3 protein-coding genes are annotated in these 3,629 nt (G+C 52.6%); 1 reads left to right on the top strand and 2 read right to left on the bottom strand.

The window, feature by feature from the left end:
• Positions 1 to 776: 776 nt before the first annotated feature.
• Positions 777 to 1,307 (bottom strand): hypothetical protein, encoded by a 531-nt coding sequence (locus R7Z41_RS23545; RefSeq protein WP_033570822.1) that lies wholly within the window; start codon positions 1,305 to 1,307, stop codon positions 777 to 779.
• A 2-nt stretch (positions 1,308 to 1,309) separates the two neighbouring features.
• A complete protein-coding gene (locus tag R7Z41_RS23540; RefSeq protein ID WP_033570823.1) occupies positions 1,310 to 2,245 on the bottom strand; it encodes a MobA/MobL family protein in 936 nt (311 codons plus the stop codon).
• 166 nt (positions 2,246 to 2,411) lie between these two features.
• Between R7Z41_RS23540 and R7Z41_RS23535 the strand changes: the two genes are divergently transcribed.
• A complete protein-coding gene (locus R7Z41_RS23535) occupies positions 2,412 to 2,798 on the top strand; it encodes a hypothetical protein (RefSeq protein ID WP_033570824.1) in 387 nt (128 codons plus the stop codon).
• Positions 2,799 to 3,629: the final 831 nt, after the last annotated feature.

The raw sequence follows: 3,629 nt of genomic DNA, 5'->3' as shown, positions 1-3,629 counted from the left end.
CCCGCGCGATATGCTTGCCGGAGCCGCGCCCATCGTCACCGGAACGGACCTATGGTAGAACGTCCGTTTGCATGTTCCCGCGTCTACGCCGCGACATTTCGCCCAACATGCTGGCACTGGTCCCAGAACCGCGCCCAAGGGCAAAAACCCAATATAAGCGCATTACATTCAACCACTTGTGCCACTCCCCAGGCGTCCGCTCAAAAATGAAGTATCTTCCCCGGTAGCGGAATTCTCACGCGTGCGGTCGCCGTCGTCACTGACCCCCCAACCGCAAACGGCCTTTGCAAACACGCAACAAGTGCCTGCAAAAACAGGTTTTTTCGGGATTCCTGGGAGACTGTGCGGCGGGAAAATTCTTGAAGAATACAGAAGGTTCATGCAAACTGAATGAACTGGTTTCTGTCGCTGCGAACAACAGACTCCACAGGAACATTGAGGAGGTCGAAAACCTCAATGAACCCGAAGAAGCTCGCCTAATGGCGGGCTTTTTTCGTTCTACTCGCCTTCAACGAAACAAGCAAGTCCAAAAACGCAATTTGAGCGCGATAGCACATCAAATCTACAAAAAACGCACTTTCACCCGACCAAACAGCCAAAAACGCACCAGAAACGTTTTTACGCGCCTGAATAACTATTCACGAAAGCAATGCGCGATCTGTTTCGAGCGTTCAGAAGGGCGAACGGGTCAAAACAGCAAACTTTCTCATCAGAAAACGGTGAACGGGACGCGGAATTTTTTCGCGGGTCGTGAGGCGTTGGACAAGCGCAGCGCGTCAGTTCTTTTTCTTTTCCGGTTTCAGTTCCGTTGTCAGCAGCTTTTCAAGGTCTGCCACTTTCTGATAGACGGCAGCAGACGCGTTGTAATTGTCCTGTAGTTCCGTTTTCACAAACCAGCTTGTGGCAAATATCAGTACGACAAAGGCAACCGCAACCCCAGCAAACCACTTCCAGCTGTAACCCCGCAGCGTGTTGTACTCCGCGATGATGTTACTGCGGATAATGGAAATTTCCTTGTCCAGCGCGTCCGCATTGATTTTCATGTTCCCGACGGATTTTTCCAGACGCTGAAAATCAGCGCTGATACGCTCGCCGATCAGCCCCGCAATATCCATTTTCTGCACTTCCTGCCGGACTTCATCCCGAACCTGCTGCGCCACACTGTCCGATATTTCCCGGTAGCCTTTCAGGGTTTCCCTTGCCACCGCCAGCGAATCCGCCACGGCTTTCTGCTGCTCTTTTGCGGCCTCTTTCAGATGCTCCGCCGACAGCAGGAGCGTGAGAAGTTTTTCTTCGGTGCTCGCCATAGTTACCTGCTTATGGAAAATCCGCGTGACAGGGATTTCACGCGCTCTATTTCAACATTTCCCTGTTTTGTGACCCGTGCAGCCATCTCCCGCCCGTACTGCTGCGAGATATCATGCGTCAGAGATCTGACCAGTTCCTTCCGGTTTACCTCGATACCGCTGGCATTCATCCAGCTACGGTCGCTGTGGTCGATATGCTTCGCCTGTTCAGGCACATCCACGACTGAAAACGTCCGGCTGTCTTTAATATCCTGCCTCTGGCTGTCGTCCAGTCGTCCGGCTGCTTCAAAACCGAGATGCTGTTCCGGTTTCCGGTCGATACCCTGTGCTTTCAGTGACCGGCTATCAATAAAACCCTGCTCAAAGCCATATCGTTTCATATGCGCGTTGTGCGTACGCTCCCAGCGCTCCCGCAGGGCTTTCAGTGCCTGTTTTTGTTCTGTAGGGGTTAAATTATGCCCTGAGTCCTTGCGCGCGCCGCCACGCGCCGGAAATTTGGCGTTATAGCGCCTGAAATACTGTTCGGGACTGCGCTCAATACCGTCATTGACGCGCTGGCTCATCATGATATGGGCGTGCGGCTGTTCGCCGCCGTCAATGCTGGCTTTCGGATTGTGGATCGCAAACGTCCATGCATGTTTGTCGCCCGTTTCCTGCTTCACAAAATCCCGGACAAGCGCCAGCCGCTGCGCTTCATTCAGCTCGCGGGGGAGGGCGATCTCAATTTCCCTGTACGTTGAACCGTTGGCACGTTCGAACGCATCCGCAGCCTGCCAGAAATGGGCGGGTTCATCTCTCGCCCATTCCGGCATGTTGCCGTGTTCGGTGTGCTCGAGATCCTGGCGCTGGCTGAACTTATCTTCCCGCGTGATGTAACTGGCATGAGCAAGGGCTTTACCCTTGCCGCCAAATTTCACACTGAGATGATACGTTGCCATGTTGTGTCAGCCCCCGGCAGGGCGCACTGTTTCTGCCCGCAGGGAGAAACATATAAGTGCGCTTTACTCTAATTTAAAGAATTATGAGTAAAGATAAGTCATGCGACTTCTAACCGCAAGTTATATACTTTCCCCGTCGGAAATATCGGGATGGGGAAGTTAAACGATGCGGATCAGTAACGTCGAATGGCTTAAAAAGCGCATAGCCTTCATCAGAAAGCTGGGAGAAAAAACGGCACGGCAACGGCAGATTATCGATCTGCTGGATGATGAAGCTTCGCTCAGTGAAACTGACAGACGACTGCTCCACGTTCTGGCAACCGCTGAAAAAAACGCGTTGCAGGAACGGGATGCCGCACAGAAAAAGGCGGTTCAGGCGCGGATTTCAGGGCAGAAAAACCGCAGGGAACGCAATCACAAACTATTTCTGGCGGCTGGTCTGATGATTGACGCGGGACTGGTTGATACAAAAACGGGTGAGTTGAATTTTGACCACGAAAAATTACTGACTGCGCTGAAACGGGTACGCTACGATCTGGAAACATCGGCGTGAACGTGCATTCTGCAAGGGCGGAGAAATGCCGCTTCCTCGCTCACTGACTCGCTACGCTCGGTCGTTCGGCTGCGGCGAGCGGTGTCTGCTCACTCAAAAACGATAATGCGGTTATCCACAGAATCAGGGGATAAGGCCGGAAAGAACATGTGAGCAAAAAAAGGCCGCGCAACAGGCGTTTTTCCATAGGCTCCGCCCCCCTGACAAGCATCACAGAATCTGACGCTCAAATCAGTGGTGGCGAAACCCGACAGGACTTAAAGATACCAGGCGTTTCCCCCTGGTGGCTCCCTCGTGCGCTCTCCTGTTCCTGCCTTTCGGTTTACCGGTGTCATTCCGCTGTTATGGCCGCGTTTATCTCATTCCACGCCTGACACTCAGTTCCGGGTAGGCAGTTCGCTCCAAGCTGGACTGTATGCACGAACCCCCCGTTCAGTCCGACTGCTGCGCCTTTTCCGGTAACTATCGTCTTGAGTCCAATCCGGAAAGACACGACTTATCGCCACTGGCAGCAGCCATTGGTAACAGGATTCACGGAGCAGAGTAGTAGAAGTGCTTCTACAGAGTTCTTGAAGTGATGGCCTGACTGCGGCTACACTGGAAGGACAGTTTTGGTATCTGCGCTCCGTGAAAGCCAGTTACCTTCGGAAAAAAGAGTTGGTAGCTCTTGATTCCGGCAAACAATCCACCGTTGGTAGCGGTGGTTTTTTTGTTTGCAGGACATGAGATTACGACGAGAGTAAAAGGATCACAAGAAGATCCGGCTGTTTACCAGTGATTTGGCTTCAGTATTGGCTTTCGCCTAGTGGGGACTTTATCTGGCAATAAAGC

This window comes from Vibrio sp. 1457 (assembly GCF_033340195.1).
In the GTDB taxonomy this organism is placed as follows: domain Bacteria; phylum Pseudomonadota; class Gammaproteobacteria; order Enterobacterales; family Vibrionaceae; genus Vibrio; species Vibrio alginolyticus.
This window is presented reverse-complemented; position numbering and strand designations above follow the sequence as displayed.